Below are 275 nucleotides of genomic sequence, written 5' to 3' on the forward strand. Positions count from 1 at the left end.
TGCTCAGACGGTCCTGCATGTCCTGCGGCACCTGCACCTGGCCACCCGACGCGCTGGACAGCAAGCCGGCCCGTTGCGACGGCAGCATGTTCATCCGCGACAGAGTGTCCCCGGCCCACGTGGCGCCCAAGTAGCCCACCGCGCCACCGATCGCACCGCCGAGCGGCACCGTAACGGGCGCGAACGGACCACCGAATGCACCGAGCGCCGCGCCGGCCTGAGCGCCGGCCCAGCCACCTGCCACGCCTGCGGCCGCACGGCCGGCCGCGTTCACC

General features: G+C 73.8%; 1 protein-coding gene. It reads right to left on the bottom strand.

Annotation, left to right across the window (positions count from 1 at the left end):
• A partial coding sequence (locus AAEY57_RS19925) for a hypothetical protein (RefSeq protein WP_502935507.1) occupies positions 1–275 on the bottom strand: 275 nt, incomplete at both ends.

It is taken from the genome of Pseudoalteromonas sp. MER144-MNA-CIBAN-0113 (assembly GCF_040308965.1).
GTDB lineage: Bacteria > Pseudomonadota > Gammaproteobacteria > Enterobacterales > Alteromonadaceae > Pseudoalteromonas > Pseudoalteromonas tetraodonis.